Origin of the sequence: Asaia bogorensis, from assembly GCF_900465345.1 — a bacterium.
In the GTDB taxonomy this organism is placed as follows: Bacteria; Pseudomonadota; Alphaproteobacteria; order Acetobacterales; family Acetobacteraceae; genus Asaia; species Asaia bogorensis_A.
The window spans coordinates 46,411-61,592 of the sequence record NZ_UEGO01000003.1 but is presented as its reverse complement, the minus strand read 5'-3'; the positions used below and the strand labels follow the sequence as shown (position 1 = coordinate 61,592).

Annotated in this window: 20 protein-coding genes and 1 pseudogene; 4 read left to right on the top strand and 17 right to left on the bottom strand. The window is 57.3% G+C overall.

The window, feature by feature from the left end; genetic code table 11:
- Nucleotides 1-452: 452 nt before the first annotated feature.
- The 11 genes from ED655_RS01945 to ED655_RS15415 form a co-directional block, all read right to left on the bottom strand.
- A complete protein-coding gene (locus tag ED655_RS01945) occupies nt 453-2,327 on the bottom strand; it encodes a DUF927 domain-containing protein (protein ID WP_240993448.1) in 1,875 nt (624 codons plus the stop codon).
- 4 nt (nt 2,328-2,331) lie between these two features.
- Nucleotides 2,332-3,414 (bottom strand): DUF7146 domain-containing protein, encoded by a 1,083-nt coding sequence (locus ED655_RS01940; protein ID WP_240993447.1) that lies wholly within the window; start codon nt 3,412-3,414, stop codon nt 2,332-2,334.
- Entirely contained in the window at nt 3,404-3,982 is a 579-nt protein-coding gene (locus tag ED655_RS01935; RefSeq protein ID WP_122048759.1) for a hypothetical protein, read from the bottom strand. The genes ED655_RS01940 and ED655_RS01935 overlap by 11 nt, the downstream gene beginning before the upstream one ends.
- Nucleotides 3,983-4,568: 586 nt before the next feature.
- Nucleotides 4,569-5,306: a phage antirepressor gene (locus ED655_RS01925; protein WP_162993346.1), complete on the bottom strand. Its 738-nt coding sequence runs from the start codon at nt 5,304-5,306 to the stop codon at nt 4,569-4,571.
- Nucleotides 5,303-5,599 carry a helix-turn-helix transcriptional regulator gene (locus ED655_RS15425; RefSeq protein WP_162993345.1) on the bottom strand — a complete coding sequence of 99 codons (297 nt, stop codon included), beginning with the start codon at nt 5,597-5,599 and terminating at the stop codon, nt 5,303-5,305. Before ED655_RS15425 ends, ED655_RS01925 begins: the two co-directional genes overlap by 4 nt.
- Nucleotides 5,600-5,738: 139 nt before the next feature.
- Complete coding sequence (locus ED655_RS01920; protein WP_162993344.1) at nt 5,739-6,482, bottom strand: hypothetical protein; 744 nt, start codon at nt 6,480-6,482, stop codon at nt 5,739-5,741.
- A gap of 155 nt (nt 6,483-6,637) precedes the next feature.
- On the bottom strand, nt 6,638-7,096 hold the full coding sequence (locus ED655_RS01915; protein WP_122048755.1) for a hypothetical protein: 459 nt from the start codon (nt 7,094-7,096) through the stop codon (nt 6,638-6,640).
- Nucleotides 7,096-7,530 (bottom strand): hypothetical protein, encoded by a 435-nt coding sequence (locus tag ED655_RS01910; RefSeq protein ID WP_162993343.1) that lies wholly within the window; start codon nt 7,528-7,530, stop codon nt 7,096-7,098. The genes ED655_RS01915 and ED655_RS01910 overlap by 1 nt, the downstream gene beginning before the upstream one ends.
- On the bottom strand, nt 7,527-7,967 hold the full coding sequence (locus ED655_RS01905; RefSeq protein ID WP_122048753.1) for a hypothetical protein: 441 nt from the start codon (nt 7,965-7,967) through the stop codon (nt 7,527-7,529). Before ED655_RS01905 ends, ED655_RS01910 begins: the two co-directional genes overlap by 4 nt.
- Complete coding sequence (locus ED655_RS15420; RefSeq protein ID WP_162993342.1) at nt 7,964-8,428, bottom strand: hypothetical protein; 465 nt, start codon at nt 8,426-8,428, stop codon at nt 7,964-7,966. Before ED655_RS15420 ends, ED655_RS01905 begins: the two co-directional genes overlap by 4 nt.
- On the bottom strand, nt 8,425-8,595 hold the full coding sequence (locus ED655_RS15415) for a hypothetical protein (RefSeq protein WP_162993341.1): 171 nt from the start codon (nt 8,593-8,595) through the stop codon (nt 8,425-8,427). The genes ED655_RS15420 and ED655_RS15415 overlap by 4 nt, the downstream gene beginning before the upstream one ends.
- A 170-nt stretch (nt 8,596-8,765) precedes the next feature.
- Between ED655_RS15415 and ED655_RS01895 the strand changes: the two genes are divergently transcribed.
- Together ED655_RS01895 and ED655_RS01890 are read left to right on the top strand one after the other, a co-directional pair.
- Complete coding sequence (locus tag ED655_RS01895; RefSeq protein ID WP_122048774.1) at nt 8,766-8,984, top strand: helix-turn-helix domain-containing protein; 219 nt, start codon at nt 8,766-8,768, stop codon at nt 8,982-8,984.
- A complete protein-coding gene (locus ED655_RS01890; protein ID WP_205835963.1) occupies nt 8,971-9,744 on the top strand; it encodes an abortive infection family protein in 774 nt (257 codons plus the stop codon). Before ED655_RS01895 ends, ED655_RS01890 begins: the two co-directional genes overlap by 14 nt.
- Nucleotides 9,745-9,753: 9 nt before the next feature.
- On the opposite strand, the gene ED655_RS01885 is transcribed toward ED655_RS01890, so the two are convergent.
- From ED655_RS01885 to ED655_RS15410, 6 genes are all read right to left on the bottom strand, one after another.
- On the bottom strand, nt 9,754-10,218 hold the full coding sequence (locus ED655_RS01885; protein ID WP_122048751.1) for a hypothetical protein: 465 nt from the start codon (nt 10,216-10,218) through the stop codon (nt 9,754-9,756).
- A complete protein-coding gene (locus ED655_RS01880) occupies nt 10,211-10,699 on the bottom strand; it encodes an ImmA/IrrE family metallo-endopeptidase (protein WP_122048750.1) in 489 nt (162 codons plus the stop codon). The genes ED655_RS01885 and ED655_RS01880 overlap by 8 nt, the downstream gene beginning before the upstream one ends.
- Nucleotides 10,700-10,949: 250 nt before the next feature.
- Nucleotides 10,950-11,351: a lysozyme inhibitor LprI family protein gene (locus tag ED655_RS16035; RefSeq protein WP_408735637.1), complete on the bottom strand. Its 402-nt coding sequence runs from the start codon at nt 11,349-11,351 to the stop codon at nt 10,950-10,952.
- A gap of 68 nt (nt 11,352-11,419) precedes the next feature.
- Nucleotides 11,420-11,692 carry a BRO-N domain-containing protein gene (locus ED655_RS01870; protein WP_122048748.1) on the bottom strand — a complete coding sequence of 91 codons (273 nt, stop codon included), beginning with the start codon at nt 11,690-11,692 and terminating at the stop codon, nt 11,420-11,422.
- Between the two features lie 335 nt (nt 11,693-12,027).
- The gene (locus ED655_RS01865; protein WP_122048747.1) at nt 12,028-12,801 is read right to left on the bottom strand and encodes a hypothetical protein; all 774 of its coding nucleotides are present in this window, start codon (nt 12,799-12,801) and stop codon (nt 12,028-12,030) included.
- A gap of 365 nt (nt 12,802-13,166) precedes the next feature.
- A complete protein-coding gene (locus ED655_RS15410) occupies nt 13,167-13,325 on the bottom strand; it encodes a hypothetical protein (RefSeq protein ID WP_162993339.1) in 159 nt (52 codons plus the stop codon).
- A gap of 156 nt (nt 13,326-13,481) precedes the next feature.
- Between ED655_RS15410 and ED655_RS15800 the strand changes: the two are divergent.
- Together ED655_RS15800 and ED655_RS01855 are read left to right on the top strand one after the other, a co-directional pair.
- Nucleotides 13,482-13,695 (top strand): annotated as a pseudogene (locus ED655_RS15800) (transcriptional regulator).
- Nucleotides 13,692-14,729 carry a virulence RhuM family protein gene (locus ED655_RS01855; RefSeq protein ID WP_122048746.1) on the top strand — a complete coding sequence of 346 codons (1,038 nt, stop codon included), beginning with the start codon at nt 13,692-13,694 and terminating at the stop codon, nt 14,727-14,729. Before ED655_RS15800 ends, ED655_RS01855 begins: the two are co-directional and overlap by 4 nt.
- The last annotated feature ends 453 nt before the right edge of the window (nt 14,730-15,182 follow it).

The window sequence follows — 15,182 nt, the reverse complement described above, 5'->3', positions numbered from 1 at the left end:
GTCTCATTGTTCCACTAGACCTTGCCCTATTGGAACAATGCGAGACATGCATCAGGGACATGGAAGCCTGTAGGCAGCGGCAAGGCCATCTCCGCACCGCGACGAGCACTCCCGCCGTTATCTGGTCCCCTTCTGTAGGTGTGGCTGCCACAGCCATACCTTTCTCGTGATGGGGTATCACCATCATGGTGACACTCTTACCGAAAGAGAGCCCACGCGGAGGGTAACGCCGTTACGGTGGTACCCCTTCTTGTCGGGCCATATACTATGTTCGCTTGTGGCATCCACGGTCGGGCCACCAAAGCCCATTGCCGGATAATCCGGCAATGAAAGGTCCCGTATCCTGATTAGGATTTTGAGATAGCCATCAGATACGAAAAGGGCCGGAACAATGTCCCGACCCTCAATCCGCCCATCGACGGCAACTTGCGCAATTTCGCAAGCCTGCAACTTCAATCGCTATCGCCCGCGCTCTCCCCAAGGATAGATGATCGAACCTCGTAGAGACGGACGGACTTTATGCCTGGCGGCGAGTGCAGTCCCGAGAACTTCCCATCGCGGCCCGCCACGAGGAAATCCCGCTCTTGCAAAACGCGCTTGGCATCGACCTGATTGAGGCCGAGCAATGCCTCCTTCATGCCTGGACTGGTCAGATAAAAAGCCCATCCCCAGACACCATCACCAAGCTTGCACCAACGCTTCCATCCTGCCCGATTTTGCGTCCTAAACCTCTCAGATGGCGGCCCGACCATATCGTCAGGCGGATCACCCTCAAGAGCCCCAGGATCAATCCAACGTTCGAAGCGCGCCTCACTATGACGGGCAAGAAAGTCCCGTAGTTGAGCCACGGCTTGTTCATCCTCCCTACGACCTACCGTTCCACGCTGCGACAGCCATGATTGGAAGCATAGGCGAACCAGTTCACGCGCTGTATCTGCATCCCATCCTGTGATCCCCCATTCCGTCGCAAGCTCCCCACCCACAACAACGATGGCGAAGCGCCTTGCGACGGATCGAACCTGACCTGAAGCGTCTGTCCAATTCGTGAGGTAGTCAGCGGACACCCTGGCCACACGAGCACGCAGCATCTCACGGACAGCCGGGAGACCATCCCGGCTTATCCAGCCCGTGAGGTGTGCCAGAAAAGCCTGGAAGGGAGCGCCATAGATTTTGCCCGTTTTTTCACGCAAGCATTCGGCCAGATCACCGGGCGCATCCTCGTGATGCAGGTTCTCGAATAAGCCGTAGCCTGCTCCTGCATCGGCAGGGACATCAACGAAACGCGCTTCCTGCCCAGCTTTGGTCGCACGGCCAGCCTCAGCGTTCAAATCGGCCAGACCTTTTTCACCAGTGCTTAGAAACAGGAGGCGCCAACGCGCGATGGCGCGTGAACCACCCGTCCTGTTAGCGCGCGCCTTACCGGAGCCGTTGGCGAGCATATAAGCGACATCACCCACTTCACGAGGGTCCAGCGAGCCAAGCTCATCGAGGGCAAGAGTCGCATCACAGGACCCTTGAGCCACGCTTTCGAGCGCGTTACCCGTCGCCCGCCAGCTTTTTATGTAGCCGCCAGCACCGAGCGCGGAGGTGCCACCAATCACGGATGCCGCCACATGTAGCGCGGTCGATTTGCCAACACGTGACGCACCGACGAGATTAAACCCGCCGCCATCTTCGCCAATCAGATAGAGCAGCGACCCCGAGAACGCTGCCGATGCTGCCATAATAAGACGCGAATTACCCCGGCACATCAGCCCGATCGATTCACGCCAGTCCGCGACGGTGCCAGCTACGCCAAACAGGTCTGGCTCGGGGCTCTCACGTTGGAGCACAACACGCTCTCGCGTCTCGCCATAGGTGACGGCGGGCAGAGCAAAGACCGGACGCATTCCGACTTCATGCCAGCCAATTCGCTCGACGCAACGAGCCCTGTCAGGGGAGGTGATTGAAGCGAACCATTCAGCAAAAGCATTTTTGGCGGCCGCACCCGGTTCGAGCCGAACGCCACCATGCGCAAGACGACTACGAATAGCCGCGCAATCTCCCGTGGCCGCCTCTCTTGCAAAGCTCTCGACGTGATCGATCCCGTCCCGGTCGATCCATTCGAGGAGAACGCCCCAATTACCACTCTCCCCGTCGCGCGTTTCCGCCACAACGTCGATACGGGAGCCGATGAATATATCCTGCTTTTTGTCGTCAAACGACCGGCGGAAAAGGCCATCGTCAGTCGCATAAAATCGACCGCATTTGCTCTCTGCCTTCGGCTTTCGTCTCGCCACCTTACCACTCATGGCAACGACATTCGCGCCATCGATGGCGTCTTTCACCGCTTTACGCCCGCGCGGGGCGTGTTCCTGTTTCGTCATTTTGCCCCCGCAAGACATCATTCCAGTCCGCGCCAGTCATTTCAGGAATTGCAAGCCGGACTGTTCGCCCCTGCTCTGCAAAAGCACGACATGCCGCTTCCAGGGCGCGTCGTGCAGCTTGATTGTCGCCATCATTATCGCCCGCTATCGTCACATCCGTGATCGAAGGCGGTAGAACGAGACGTGCCATATTCGACACTGATACTGCCGCGAGAATGCGCCGTTCGGGGCATGCAAGAGCTAGAGCCAGCCCCGTCTCAATGCCTTCGCAGACGATGGCACTCTCCCCTTCAGGAGCGACCCCCAGAGCCAGACCAGACGCCCCGCGCCACAGCCGGATACATCCCCCGGCAAAGCCGCCCAGAACCATCTTGGGCCGGTCCAGCGCTGCTTTTTGCCAGTGCCCGTCAGAACGCCGCTCAAGCCATGTGCGATGGGTGGCGACATGTTTGCCATTTGGCCCTGCAATGGCGGCAACCATCGCGGGCAACGCCTCTCGCCGCTCCCCATTCCAACACGCCGAAGCGAAGCGGAGTGCGCCCGGAGCCCTGCCAAGTTCGCGCAGATCGAGCCCACGCCCTTTCAGATAATCCTCGACTGGTGTTCCAGCGATGCAGGGATCCGCGTGAAACCATAGGGCTCGGGCCTGAGCGCGCCTTTTCTGAGCTTCCTGATCGATCTCACCTGAGACACCTGCATCAGACTTATCGGGCGCTAGCGGCCTGCTTATCCGTTCCTGAGCAGGCGCCCCGTCATTAGACAGACCCAGCCATCGTCGTGACCAGTCCATGGCCGAACGCCTGTCACCGCGAAACAAACAGGCGGCGACCAGATCGAGCGCATCCCCCCGTTCACCGGAACTGAAATCTGCCCAGACCCCACGCCGCTCGCCGTTGATGCGAACTGCCAGACTCTGTCCCTTTTCACCGGCGAGGGAGCCACAACGCCACTCGACGCCATCACGCTTGCCGTGAGGCAGCAATTCGCGCGCCAGAGCATCGGCACGGTCAGACAACATGCGGGCAAGGGATGCGGCATCATGCCTCATGGCAACTCCCCCTGAGCCGGATCACACGCCCTGCTTGGCCAACGTGGTCAATCACTGCCTGTCCGGCGAGAACGGCCTGAGCCGCAATGTCACGCCGCCTCATATGTGCAACGAGATCGTTCCAGCCGAGCCCATTGAGCCAGGCAGGCAGCAGATCAAGCGCCGGATCGACCTGAATTGCCCGTGCCGCGAGCGTCATGACAGGGGAGGTAAAGCAGAACGCTGCCTGAGCGATGGCGGCCCCCTGTAGCGCCACCAGGTCATGAAAAGCCAGATCCGCACGGATCAATGACCGTGTGATCCGACTGGCGCGAATAAGCTGACAGACCACGCCATCGCTCATTTCAACGCTTGGCGACAATCCCGCCGCACGAGAGGACCGCAAACGCCAGAGCGCCGATGCACCGGCCATAGGCATCAACAGCGCAGAGAGAAGTCCCTGAAAGCGATCATCCAAGCTGCCGGATGCCGTATCGGGCCGCCATAATACCCCGTCATCATCGGCCTGCTTCAGATAGCTCCTGCGATCAATCGCGGGCAGACGCATAGTGAGGGCGGATTGGCTCATGGCGCGCCCTCCTGAACCGCAGAGTACACCAATGCAGGCGATGACCGCCCAGCTCGGGATGAGATGGGGCCGCTTGGTCCCGGCGTTACGTCACCGAGCAAGAAATACATCGGTCCGAAGACCGCCGCAGCCCGCCATGCCCGATCTATATAATCAGCGATATAAAGACCCTTGCGATCACGGGCCCCATAGAGCCAATGGTCACACGCCCCGGCAAGCGCCCACATTTCCTCGCACACTACCCGCCGCGCTTCTGAGACGGGTATAGCTCCCATACGCTCAGCGATCCAGCAAGCAGCCCACGAGACGGGCGCTGTAAGGTCTATCGCGGTATCTGATGTGAATGCGTCGTCCGGATTCAAGCACCATTCCGGAGCACCGCGCTCCTGAGAAATCACCATTGCCCTGTAAAGGTTCGGGCAGTTTCCAATCGTCACATGTTCGCCTGTTAAAAGCTCCTGCGCAGCTTCCTCGAAAAGACGCTTCTCGCCGGGATTGAGCCGGAGATGAGCGCGCGGATGAATGAGACCGATGGCGGCGAGATTTGCCCGCGCGTCCCCTATGACAGAGTAGCCTACGACGCCCATCATACGCCCTCCGAGATGCCGAGGAGTGTCGCAGCCTTGGCCAATCCCGATGCGGTGATGAGCACTTGCGCCTTGGTATGCAGTCGACCATCTGCATCACGCACGTCGCAGGTTCTGTGACTGACCAGCCCGGCCCGCTCTTTTGCTGCATGACCCAACCACCGTTTCTTGCCCGCAGAGCGGTAAATCCATCCGTGCGCATGTAGGACAGCAAGAAAGCGATCACGCGGGCAGCCGCATTCTTTGGCTGCTTCCGTGAGACTGTGGAGCCCCTCAGCGTTTGTCAGGCGATCATAGGCGCGGGCTTTAGTTCCAAGCACATCGACCTGCGCCTCAAACCTTTGGAGAGCATCACGCACGGCGGCATCTGCCCTCGCGGCCAAGTCCATCGCGCTATCACCAGGGTTTCCGGCAACATAAGCGCCCGTCTTGCGGATGGCAGGAATGACTTCGCTGGTAAGCCATTTCTTGAAGCGCTTTGCCTCAGGCTTGCGGCTGGTCAATACGAGCGACCAAAGGCCGGACTCGCTGATCACTGTTACTGACTGAGGCCCGCCAAGGGTATTCACAGTATGAACACCCTTCTCGTCATTATCGAGGCGGCTGGCTGCGCGTGCCGGGTTAGCAACACCTGCCATCTTGCAAACATCGGCAAGCACAAACCACGGCTCTCCGGCAGTCGTTAGCCAACGACATTCTTTGCCTTCGAATGTCCGGGCGATGATCTCGGCACTCATGCTGCGCCTCCAACACCGCGAACGGAGGCATCCGATGTCGATGTGACGAGACGTTCGGCAACCCATGCCTGCAAATCGCAGACACGATATGCGACCTTCTTGCTCGTCAGCCGGATGAAGTGCGGCCCCCGGCCCTCAAGGCGCAGGCGTTGCAGCGTGCGACCGCTCAACCCCGTGTAGAGCTTGGCATCATGTTCGCTCACAACCAAAGCCTTAGGGTCGATAGCCGCCTGCGATGGCGACACAGCCCCCCTATTTCCGTGATCCGGACGATGAAGATAATCGATAACCATTTGAAAGCCCTCTAGCAGGCACCGTCAGCGATCTTCTTGTCGCGACTGGCGTCTTGCCGGGATAAAACCGCATAAAAATTTGGGGGAAAAAGAGGGAATAATTAGGAGGGTAATAAATCGCCCTCTATTTATTACCCCCCTATTTGTTTGACGGTCGGCCTGGCCTTCTCAAGGCAATGCCTGACCGGCTCGCCGCCACGCGAATTTGAGGCATCAGCGTGTTTTCAAAATAATTCTTGGTAAGGTTCGTCCTCATGCGCTTGGCATGAGCAAACATGACTTTTTGCGTCATTTCTCTGATGTCGGCCATCGCAAGCAAAGCCTCAATCACCTCATCCAGGCTTGGGCGCAAAGTCGGCATAGAGGCGGGCTGCACTTCGATTTCACTCCCCGGAACTGTGGCCGACAGTTCTGCATCGGGCGTACTGATGGATTGCTCCTCACTCGGTGCAGACCCTTTTTTCTGAGACTGCACGATCTGTGCACCACCGTCAGGGATAAACAGACGGACATCATACCAAGGCTCACCATTGACCCTCAGTGCCGAACGCCGAAACTCTCTCGGGCTCAATTGGATGTAGGGAATATAAGCCTGACGAAGAACTACAGCATCGGCATCCAGGGACCCACGTCGGCCAATAGCGCATAGATGCCCTGATTTAACCTCGGCTATCAGTGCTTCTATCAGGCGCTGAGCAGCATATGCATATTCGCCTGCCTGAAAAGAAGCCGCTCCTACGTTTGGTCTGCCATATCGCAGATAATGAGCCTCAATGCCGCCATCCATTTCACGAGCAAGCGCGTCAAAGTCTTCTTGCAGATAGCGTCGATCCGCAGGCAACAGGCACCCGGCCTGCGCCAAAGGCGTCCCGTATTCATCCATTGCCGCCCCACGCCAGCAGTCCCCACGCATTGGAAGCGGCGCGGCGGGCCAGACGTGGGGTTCCGGCGTTCGGCGGCCAGACCTAGCCGCGCCATCGACCAGAATGGAAAACATAGGCAGAACTGGCAATAGGAATCGGGGCGAGGATAGCTGCATCATGCGAGCGCCCTGACATCACGGGCTAGGGAGAGAGCGAGTTGAATCTCGGGATCGTCGCCCTTGCCCTCATGAACCTTGAGATAATGCTCCAAATGAGGCTGCACTATCTTGGCTTTGGCCATGATCTCATATGGCGTTTTCGCCTCTACCGCAGCGAGATCGCGGATAACCGCATACTTGCAGTCAAAAAGCTTCCTAAACTCGCGGTCCGAGGCAAACGGCAATCCCTCTATGGAACGGGAAACCTCGTGATAGGCGTAGCAAAGACCTAGGATGCCCATGGTTTTGACCGCAGCCGAAGCAGCGAGCGCTGAAGCGCAGATTACGGACGCAGGAGCCAAACGATGTTCGTGTGACCGCGCCTCACGCAACGCACTGGAGAATTCTGAATCTTGGGGCATTCGAAAGTGGCCTTCTTGAATACTGCATAGGGATTTCGCAGCCGATAGCTGCATCAGCCTAGGGCTCTTGCATCGCGGGCAAGGGAAACGGCGAGCCGTATCGGGGCTGAATTGCTATCCAGATCGAAGCTATCGACTTCGCGCGGCAGGACTCGCTCCACGATGGCGGCCTTTAGGCTAAGGGCGGCATGAGTCTGTGCGGGGATACTCGCAAGACGCGCCAGCGCAGCTTCCTGCGCCGCAGTCAGAGCATCCCGCTGGGCTTCATGACGCTGATTGACCTCACTTCCGAACGGTCCATCAGGGACGCGCTCCAACGCCTCCAATCTCGCCTCGCAGTCCCAGAATACAGCACTGGCGTGATGCAAAGCGTCATCTGGGCGCATGACACCCTCACCGCCTAATGCCGTGCCAACGGCCAAACCGGAGAGCATAAAGGCGCCAGCAAGAGCCCCGCGTCGGGTCAGGCCAGACGATGGCGTACTCATGGCACACCTGCCGTCATCGCGAGAAGGTCACGGCACAAGGACCAGACGACAGCCTCAGGGCTCTCCGGATCAGCCAGGAGCGTCGGTTGTTGGCGCTCCCCGATAAGTGCCAGACGCGCCTTTGCCTGCACCCCCGCCATCGTGTTTGCTGGCATGAGCGCAGCCTCAGACCTTAGCCGCATAAACTGTCGCAGATGCGTGCCTGAAGCCTCCCACACCTCATCCGGTTCCGCTCCCGCGCTACCATCCTGCCACGGGGCCATGAGGGCATCGCTCCGAGCCATCTCACGCATCGCCTCGGCTACAACACCCAGGAGAGCGGTATCATCGGCAGGAGGGGAGGCTAGAGTATCAGCACGAGTCCCTGTGATAAGCGGCAGAGCCACGAGACCAGTCAGGGCTCTCCGGCGCGTTAGATCGAGCGGTTTCGCACTCATGCCACACCTCCCGTCTCGACCGCGTGGGCCATACCAGTGCAGGCACCGAAACGCGCAACATCGTTGAGCAGGGAGAGAAGCGCCCTATACTCAGGGCTCGCCTCATTCAGTTCCATGTCCGCAAGATGACGTGGCAGGTAGCCCTTTATCGTCACGGCCTTTTCGGCCAGCCCGCGTTCTGTCATGGCAGGCAGACTGGCGAACTCTTCAAGGAGCACCTGCTCTCTATCCATTAGCAGACCGATCTGCGCCTCACGGGATCGGTTTTCAGGAGACCCGGAGATATGCGCGGGGATGGCATCAAGGGCAGCTATAGACGCCCATATGGCTCGATGCTCCTGGCAGACCTCTATGAGGCGACTGTCGGCAGATCGCCCGGCAGCGAGAGAGGGCGCGACCGCAAGCGCAGCGATGGGCAGTAGCCCTGTGAGCGCCAAACGGCGCGTGACACCGGCATTCATCGCACGGCCTCCACTGCGTAAGCATGGCCGGACGTGACTGGATCGGGCGTTTCCAAGCCGATGACCGCGATGGCCAGCAGAAATGAGAGTGCGATCCCGGCCACAAACTGGACGCAGATCGACGCTGCCCGCGATGGCGCGGACATGCTATGGGCGTGTTCAGCCATTGCCGAAATTCTCCTTCGGGTTTGGTTAGGCCGAGTGTGGAAGGTGCAATCTCCGCACTCGGTCGCCTGACATTGTAATGATGTCAGAACACGGTTACGATAATACCGCACTCATAACAGTGCAAGGGTATCGTAACGGGGTAACGATGATTTTGCCTGTGCAATGTAAAATGGCACGAGTCGCTATTGGCTGGGGAGTGCGGGAGTTAGCCGCTAATGCGGGGGTCTCTCCTGACACGGTTTCACGGCTTGAGCGCGGCGAGAACCTCAACCTCCGTACCATTGAAGCCATACGCGCCGCCCTAGAAGCCGCTGGCGTCGAATTCATCGCGGAGAATGGTGGGGGTCCAGGGGTTCGCCTCAGGGAGCGGCTACATGATGGACTTTGACGACCAGGACGATGAGCGAACGCTCAAGGAGAAGGTCGAAAAGTTTCAGATGGGCCTCATATGCCGGGCAACAGGCGAGACACCATTGGACGACTTTGTCTTCATCCGTCTCCGACAGGAACTCTTGGAAGAGCCCACTATCGCAAGCCGTTTGCCCGACTTTGTGCGCCTCAATCGAAACAACAGCCAATTCTGGCAGTTTATCAAAGCCAAGTTTTCGACCTACGCAGAGCGACGAAAATATATCTGGGATAGCTTTGCGCCAACGTTTGAGCATCTTGAAGCACAGCATCGCGGAGTGGCAATCCCGCCAATCTCAGAGGCGCTTCAGACCTTCGATCCGGCGCATGTGACCGACATCTGGCAAAAGGCCCTTGATCGTCGCCTATCCGATCCCGATGGCGCGATCACCGCCGCGCGCACCCTTCTCGAAACCGTATGCAAGCATATCCTCGATGATGCGGGTGAGGCTTACCCCTCGAACGCAGACCTTCCAAAGCTTTGGTTGTTAGCCGCAACGCGCCTGAACCTTGCCCCCAGCCAACATCAGGAAGAGACCTTCAAAGCGATCCTGGGCGGCTGTCAGACTATCGTGAATGGGCTTGGAACCATAAGAAACAAGATTGGCGATGCTCACGGGCAGGGTAGAAACCCCATAAGGCCGCAGCCCAGGCACGCGGAACTCGCAGTCAATCTTGCCGGCACGATGGCGTCCTTCCTCGTTTCGACTTGGAAGGAAAAGTATGAGGGTCAGAAGTGAAGGCTACCCTCACTTACCCGTCAACGCACCCTTAACAGTATCCACCAGGTCCTTGGCAGAATCGAGCACCTTGGACAGAGAGCCCAGAACCGGCGCGTCTCCCGCCAGATCACGTTCCTGCTCCTTTTGCACCAGGCGCGCCAATGTCCAGAATATTGAGAGCGGGATAAACGCAAGCAGGACGAAAATCGCATCTGCCGCCAGAAGTGCATGCCAGTCAGCTTGCTCTGCCAAATCCAAGAGGAAGCGGCCTCGGATATAGTAGAGCGCCAGGCATACTATGATCAGTATGAAAAGGACGGCGACCAGACCAGAGCCAACAAAAAGGACAAACCGGTACCTTATGAGCTGCTCTTTCTCCTTTGTCAGAGTGGCGAGCGCATCGGCTCTCAGCTTGGCGAGAGCCTGATCCTGCTCGGCAATCTCACCATCTCCTATTCCGGAAAAATCCGCGTCTTCTGGCCGTTCAGACATCAATCGTGCGATATCCGAGGTTTTTCAAACGATACCCCATCGCTTCTTCGGATACGCCAAACTGCCTCGCCATCTGGTAAACTGGGGTGGCACTGCGAACTGCCTCCCTCACATGATCTTCAGGCATCAACAACTCGGCTGCGAAGCGATTTGCCGAAAACTCTACAGGGTCACGCTTCTGTAGCTGCGCCTTAGTATCTCGGGCGCGCGGCCCATGCCCCATGAAAAAGTGTCCCAATTCATGAGCAAAGGTGAACCTCTGATGGCTTGGCGCGCGCAACGGATTGATCAGGATAACAGGACGATCATTCCTTAACAGGAACTGCCCACTTGCCCCATCCCGGATTGCGTCGTCCTCGTCCATGTAATGAACCTGAACGCCCCATCTTTCGGCTATGGCATCAAGGTCTATCGCTGGCACGTCAGGCAGACCTGCCTGGCTACGAACGAGATCGGCAACTTTCTGCTCGTATGTGCTCATGACATGCTCCCCTGAACGGGAACGCGATTCATCATGGCGTGCATGGTCAATTCCTTCATTCCGTGGTTGCAGGGGGCCCCATGAATCAAAAAAGCATCACCCGAAGAATGACGCTTGACTCGTGAGGCATGTCTCTAAACGCAATATGCGTGGTAGATTTACGATTCGCAAGATACGTAGATGGAAACAAGAAGCTAAATCGGGAACGCCCGTTACGGCTCAAGCGGTGAGGGATAGGACTATCGCTGATCTATCGAGACACATCTGAACCTGAAGGCTCTGGCAGATCGGCGGGAGTGCTATCCATGTAACGCAGCCAGTTCTCCCAGACCTCGTGAGTGCGCTCGACCGTCAAACGATCAAGACAGGACAAAGCCATTGTGTTGGCGATTGAGCCGGGTTGCCATGAGAGAGCGACGGCATTGCATTCCTGATTGCGAAAGTTCGTCCAGGCCGCTTGAGAAGCCAAAAAACTTTGTAGCGTCTTATCACCACCCTCACGCTTAGCGCGTGTAACCGCGGCACTCACATACCGCTTTAAGACATCTTCGCTCGACCCAAGCCTCAAGCTCTTACATGCCTCAACCTCAGGCGTCGTCGTGCCGGGACAGGGTTGAGCGATGGCGGGCGGTATAAGGCATAAGCCAGCCATGAAGCCGCTAACTGAGATGATCACGAAACACCGCATGGCTTGCTCTCGCTGCCCCTCTTGGAGGTCACCTATAGTTCGTCCGGTAATAGGCATACGCTCAGAGTACATACACTCCGACAACTCCTGCGCAGCTTTCTCGAAAACATGCTTTCCACCGGGAGTGAGCCCAAGCCAGGCATTCCGGCAACATAAGCGCCCGTCTTGCGGATGGCAGGAATGACCTCGCCGGTAAGCCATCTTTTGAAGCGCTTCGCCTCAGGCTTGCGGCTGGTCAATACGGGCAACCAAAGGCCGGACTTGCTTATAGCGACTGCCTCTTGCGCGCGCCCAAGGGGGGCCACTACTCGCGACCCCTTTTGTCATCATCCAGTCGAGTAGCGGCGTCGCGCAGCTTGCTGATTTCAAGCACTGCGCCGATGTCGGACATGACCCACCGACACCGCGAACAGTGTCATCCGATGTCGATGTAACGAGACGCTCGTCAACCCGCGCCTGCAAATCGCAGACCCGATATGCGACCTTCTTGCTCGTCGTCCGGATGAAGTGTGGCCCCCAGCCATCAAGGCGCAGGCGCTGCAATGTGCGGCTGCTCAACCCCGTGTAAAGCTTGGCGTCGTGTTCACTCACAATCAGGGCCTTCGGGTCGATAGTCGCCTGCGATAGCGACACAGACCCCCTATTTGATCGACGGCCTACCGCGCTTGCGAAGTGAGATACCTCGCTCCTCGGCCTTGACCCTCAAATTTCGCCAAAACTCACCTTCGAAGCGACTGCTTGACAGGCTAGGGCGCATATCACGAGCAATCTTGCCGATGGCTGATTTTGTCATGTCGCCTATATCGGAGCGACGAAGAAGCGCCTCAATGACGCCGCCTTCGCTCGGACAGCTTACTCGACTCTCTGCCTCCGCAGGATTGACGGGCCTTATCGCTGTCGACCCCTCAAAAACATCAGCCACATGTCCGCTGGCCGATTTACACGCAGTATCCGTCACCCGCGTCATACCACTGTTACTCAGCAAAGCATGAGACGCCGACTCGCTTACCGTTGTCAGCAAGCGTACATCATACCAGACCACGTTTTCCACCTTGCACTCCGAACGCGCGAATGCTTTCTCATCGATGAGCTTGATATAAGGAATTATGTGCTTTTTAATTAATATTGGTTCGGTATAAATGGATCTCGGCCTACCTATTAGGCATAGGTTAGAATTTATCAACATATCTAAAATGGCGTTGAACATTTTAAAAAGAGATAACTTATAGTCGTGCCTCATTCTCGCAAGACCAAGATTTCTTATGCCGGTCCGGCCTAACCTTTCCTGCTTGAGATTGAATATATAGAAATGATTGAACAAAACCCGCAGATCGTCAAACTCTCTCTGAAGATGACGTTTATCTTCCTCTAGTAGGCATCCAGCCTGCGCTAAAGGCACCCCGATTTCATCCATTGCCGCCCCATGCCAGCAGTCCCCACGCACTGAAAATGGCGCGGCGGGCCAGACGTGGGGCTCCGGCGTTCGGCGGCCAGACCTAGCCGCGCCATCGACTAGAATGGGAAACATAGGTGGAACAGGCAATAGGAATCGGGCGGAGGATAAGTGCATCATCTCAGCGCCCTCACGTCGCGGGCGAGAGAAACGGAAAGCCGTATCGGGGCTGAATAGCTATCCAGATCAAAGCTATCGACCTTACGCGGTAGGATATGTTCCACGATGGCGGCCTTGAAAGCATGGGCCGCGTGATTGTGCGGGGATGCTCGCAAAATGCGCTAGCGCAGCTTCCTGCTTCGCAGTCAGGGCAGAGAATGGCATGCTCATGGCACACCTGCCGTCATCGCGAGAAGGTCACGGCACAAGGACCAGACGACAGCTTCAGGGCTCTCCGGATCGGTCAGGAGCGTTGGTTGTTGTGGCTTTCCGACAAGTGCCAGACGCGCCTTTGCCTGCACCGCCGCCATCGTATTTGCTGGCATGGAAGCAGCCTCAGACCTTAGCCGCATAAAGCGTCGCAGATGCGTGCCCGAGGCCTACCACGCTTCATCCGGCTCCGCTCCCGCGCTGCCATCCTGCCACGGGGCCATGAGGGCCTCGCTCGGACCCATCTCACGCATTGCCTAGGCTACAACATCATGGCACGAGTCGCTATTGGCTGGGGAGTACAGGAGTTAGCCGCTAGCACCAGCGTCTCTCCTGACACGGCTCCATGGCTGGAGCCGGGCAAGAACGCTTACCCCCTGTACCATTGGAGCCATACGCACCGCCCTAGAGGCCGCTGGCGTCGAATTCATCGCTGAGAATGGCGATGGTCCAGGAGTGCGGTTAAAAAAGGACCGAGAGGCATGAATTCAGGACAAATCATTCTCTATACGACCGAAAACGGCGAGATTGACATCCAGCTCCAATCCGTTGGCGGTACTGTTTGGCTCAGCCAGAAAGATATGGCGGACCTTTTTGACAAGGATGTCCGAACGATCAATGAGCATGTCCGAAACGTCTATGCCGATGCAGAATGCGACCCTGCGTCAACTATCCGGAAATTCCGGATAGTTCAAACTGAAGGCTCCCGTGATGTCGAACGCGAGATTGATTTTTACAATCTCGACGTGATCCTGGCTGTAGGCTTTCGTGTGAAATCGCCTCGTGGGGTGCAGTTCCGCCGCTGGGCAAACACTACGCTGAAAGAGTATCTGATCAAGGGCTTCGTCATGGATGACGCCCGACTGAAAGACCCGAAATTCGACTATTTTGATGAGCTTCTTGAGCGCATTCGGGATATCAGGGCATCCGAGGCGCAGTTCTACCGCAAGCTTCGAGATATCCTTGCGCTAAGCGAGGATTATGAGACGGGCACAAGAATCGTCGATCAGTTCTACGCCACAATTCAGAACAAGATGCTCTACGCCGTCACGAACCATACAGCGGCTGAACTGATCGCGGCACGATCCGATGCGTCAGCCCCGAACATGGGCCTCACCACATGGAAACATGGGCGAGTGCGCAAATCAGACGTGACCGTCGCCAAGAACTATCTTGGCGATCTTGAAATTCGAGAACTGAACCTGATCGTCACCATGTTCCTCGACACGGCCGATCTCCGAGCCAGCCGCCGCCAGACAATCCGCCTTGCTGAATGGGAGGGCATTCTTGATCGCTTTCTGGTGAGCAATGAATTGCCGGTACTGCACGGGCACGGCAATCGCTCCAAAATCTCTGCCGAAAACATCGCCCACGAGCGCTACGCTGAGTTCGATACGTCACGACGCGATGCAGAGCGCGCGCGCGCGGTGCAGGAACCGGATATCGATGTGAGCGCCGCTTTAGCTCAGGTCGAGCGCGGCGCACGACAGGCACGCCCTGCGCGCAAGCTCAAGACTTAAACGCCATCGTCGCGAAGGGGGTGGCTGTAACAGCCACACCCTTGCGTGCAGGTCTCATCTGAATCTCCTTTACGGAGATACAGAGACGGGCCCGTTGCTTTCCCATTCTGGAAAGCAAACCGACGCAGATGCAGCCGCCTTGCTTGCTCGCCAAGTGCTGCGAGCGCACTTGGTTGATTTCCTTGCTCTTCCTAATCGGCCATCAGAGTGAAATCGATTTATTCTCTGGGGGCGTACCCCTATCTCAAATCGATAAGCTGCAAGGCTTTTGCTTCAATATGAAGCAAAAACCATCCTTCTCTTGGTTCGCCTTATAATCCTCAAAGGGACCTTCATAAAAGAGGTCCCTTTGACTGTTTATGCCCCCAGCCGTAAGGTATCTCCGTCAAGGAGATACCTGCCCCCACCATTCAGGGGGGCAGAGTTGCTGCCGAGCCCACATACCCATTGCTG

Bases quoted from the DNA above. Each gene is read 5' to 3' on its own strand.
- ED655_RS01940 (WP_240993447.1), bottom strand. From the start codon at position 3,414: ATGAGGCATGATGCCGCATCCCTTGCCCGCATGTTGTCTGACCGTGCC.
- ED655_RS01935 (WP_122048759.1), bottom strand. From the start codon at position 3,982: ATGAGCCAATCCGCCCTCACTATGCGTCTGCCCGCGATTGATCGCAGG.
- ED655_RS01925 (WP_162993346.1), bottom strand. From the start codon at position 5,306: ATGAGTGCCGAGATCATCGCCCGGACATTCGAAGGCAAAGAATGTCGT.
- ED655_RS15425 (WP_162993345.1), bottom strand. From the start codon at position 5,599: ATGGTTATCGATTATCTTCATCGTCCGGATCACGGAAATAGGGGGGCT.
- ED655_RS01920 (WP_162993344.1), bottom strand. From the start codon at position 6,482: ATGGATGAATACGGGACGCCTTTGGCGCAGGCCGGGTGCCTGTTGCCT.
- ED655_RS01915 (WP_122048755.1), bottom strand. From the start codon at position 7,096: ATGCAGCTATCGGCTGCGAAATCCCTATGCAGTATTCAAGAAGGCCAC.
- ED655_RS01910 (WP_162993343.1), bottom strand. From the start codon at position 7,530: ATGAGTACGCCATCGTCTGGCCTGACCCGACGCGGGGCTCTTGCTGGC.
- ED655_RS01905 (WP_122048753.1), bottom strand. From the start codon at position 7,967: ATGAGTGCGAAACCGCTCGATCTAACGCGCCGGAGAGCCCTGACTGGT.
- ED655_RS15420 (WP_162993342.1), bottom strand. From the start codon at position 8,428: ATGAATGCCGGTGTCACGCGCCGTTTGGCGCTCACAGGGCTACTGCCC.
- ED655_RS15415 (WP_162993341.1), bottom strand. From the start codon at position 8,595: ATGGCTGAACACGCCCATAGCATGTCCGCGCCATCGCGGGCAGCGTCG.
- ED655_RS01895 (WP_122048774.1), top strand. From the start codon at position 8,766: ATGGCACGAGTCGCTATTGGCTGGGGAGTGCGGGAGTTAGCCGCTAAT.
- ED655_RS01890 (WP_205835963.1), top strand. From the start codon at position 8,971: ATGATGGACTTTGACGACCAGGACGATGAGCGAACGCTCAAGGAGAAG.
- ED655_RS01885 (WP_122048751.1), bottom strand. From the start codon at position 10,218: ATGTCTGAACGGCCAGAAGACGCGGATTTTTCCGGAATAGGAGATGGT.
- ED655_RS01880 (WP_122048750.1), bottom strand. From the start codon at position 10,699: ATGAGCACATACGAGCAGAAAGTTGCCGATCTCGTTCGTAGCCAGGCA.
- ED655_RS16035 (WP_408735637.1), bottom strand. From the start codon at position 11,351: ATGGCTGGCTTATGCCTTATACCGCCCGCCATCGCTCAACCCTGTCCC.
- ED655_RS01865 (WP_122048747.1), bottom strand. From the start codon at position 12,801: ATGGATGAAATCGGGGTGCCTTTAGCGCAGGCTGGATGCCTACTAGAG.
- ED655_RS15410 (WP_162993339.1), bottom strand. From the start codon at position 13,325: ATGCCAGCAAATACGATGGCGGCGGTGCAGGCAAAGGCGCGTCTGGCA.
- ED655_RS01855 (WP_122048746.1), top strand. From the start codon at position 13,692: ATGAATTCAGGACAAATCATTCTCTATACGACCGAAAACGGCGAGATT.